At 72.5% G+C, this 1,354-nt stretch carries 1 protein-coding gene; it reads left to right on the forward strand.

From position 1 onward, the window contains the following. Positions 1-59 precede the first annotated feature (59 nt). On the forward strand, positions 60-1,354 hold a 1,295-nt coding region (locus AB0L74_RS34810; RefSeq protein WP_365661635.1), incomplete at its 3' end, for a thiamine pyrophosphate-dependent enzyme.

Below are 1,354 nucleotides of genomic sequence, written 5' to 3' on the forward strand. Positions count from 1 at the left end.
CCGTCAGCATGAGCCCGGCACACCAGGATGGTTCGGCATACCGGCGAGCAGCCGATTACGTGGCCGCTGCCCTGATCTACCTGCGCGGCAACGTGCTGCTTCGCGAGCCGCTGCGCCCCGAACACCTCAAGCCCAGGCTGCTGGGCCACTGGGGGTCGTGCCCCGGTATCACCATGGTGTACGCGGCGCTCAACACGCTCGTCCGCGAGCGGGACACCGACGTGCTGCTGGTGACCGGCCCCGGCCACGGCGCCCCGGCCAACCACGCGAACCTGTGGCTGGAGGGGACGCACGAGGAGTACGACGCCGCGCTCGCCCGGAACGAGACGGGGCTGACCGAACTGGCCCGTCGCTACTGCGCCCCCGACGGGTTCCCCAGCCATCTGTCCCCGGCGGTGCCGGGCACGATCCACGAGGGCGGGGAACTCGGCTACGCGCTGGCCACCGCATTCGGCGCCGCGCTGGACGCCCCGGACCGGCTGGTGGCCTGCATCGTCGGTGACGGCGAGGCCGAGACGGGGCCGACGGCCGGCGCCTGGCACTCACCGAAGTTCCTCGACCCGGTGACCTGCGGAGCCGTCCTGCCCGTGCTGCACTTGAACGGCTACAAGATCTCCTCTCCCACGCTGTTCGCCACCATGTCCGACGAGGAACTGACCGACCTCTTCCGCGGCTACGGCTGGGATCCGCGGATCGTGGACGTGACCGGTCCGGTGAGCGGCGACCCAGTGGCCGACGCCGTCCGTGACGCGCACACCGCCATCCGCGCGATCCAGGGCGCGGCCAGGAAGGGCGACCGTCCCGTTCGCCCGGCGTGGCCGATGATCATACTGCGCAGTCTGAAGGGACAGGGTGCCCCCGAGCAGGTCGACGGGCAGCCGCTGGAGGGCACCTTCCACGCCCACCAGGTGCCGCTGGACAACGTCCACGACGACCCCGGGCAGCTGGCGGCCCTGGAGGGGTGGCTGCGCTCCTACCGGCCGGAGGATCTGTTCGACGAAGACGGCCGTCCCGTCGCGGACGTACTCGCCGCCGTGCCGGGTGGCACGCGCCGGATCGGTATGCGGCCCGCGGGCGACGGCGGCCGGCTGCGCGAGCCGCTGGACCTGCCGGACCTCGCGTCGTACGCGGTGGACCTCCCCGAAGGCCCCGGGTCACGGGAGGCGAGCCCCAACCGGGTGCTCGCCGAATGGCTGACCGCTCTCGTACGCCGGACGGAGGGCCGGCGGGACTTCCGCATCGTCTCGCCCGACGAGCTGGCCTCCAACAAACTCGACGCCGTCCTCGCTGCCGGCAAGCGGGCCTACGCCTGGCCGGTCGAGCAGTACGCCGAGGACCTCGCCCCAGACGGCCG

The organism is Streptomyces sp. NPDC052020 (assembly GCF_040680575.1).
Lineage (GTDB): Bacteria > Actinomycetota > Actinomycetes > Streptomycetales > Streptomycetaceae > Streptomyces.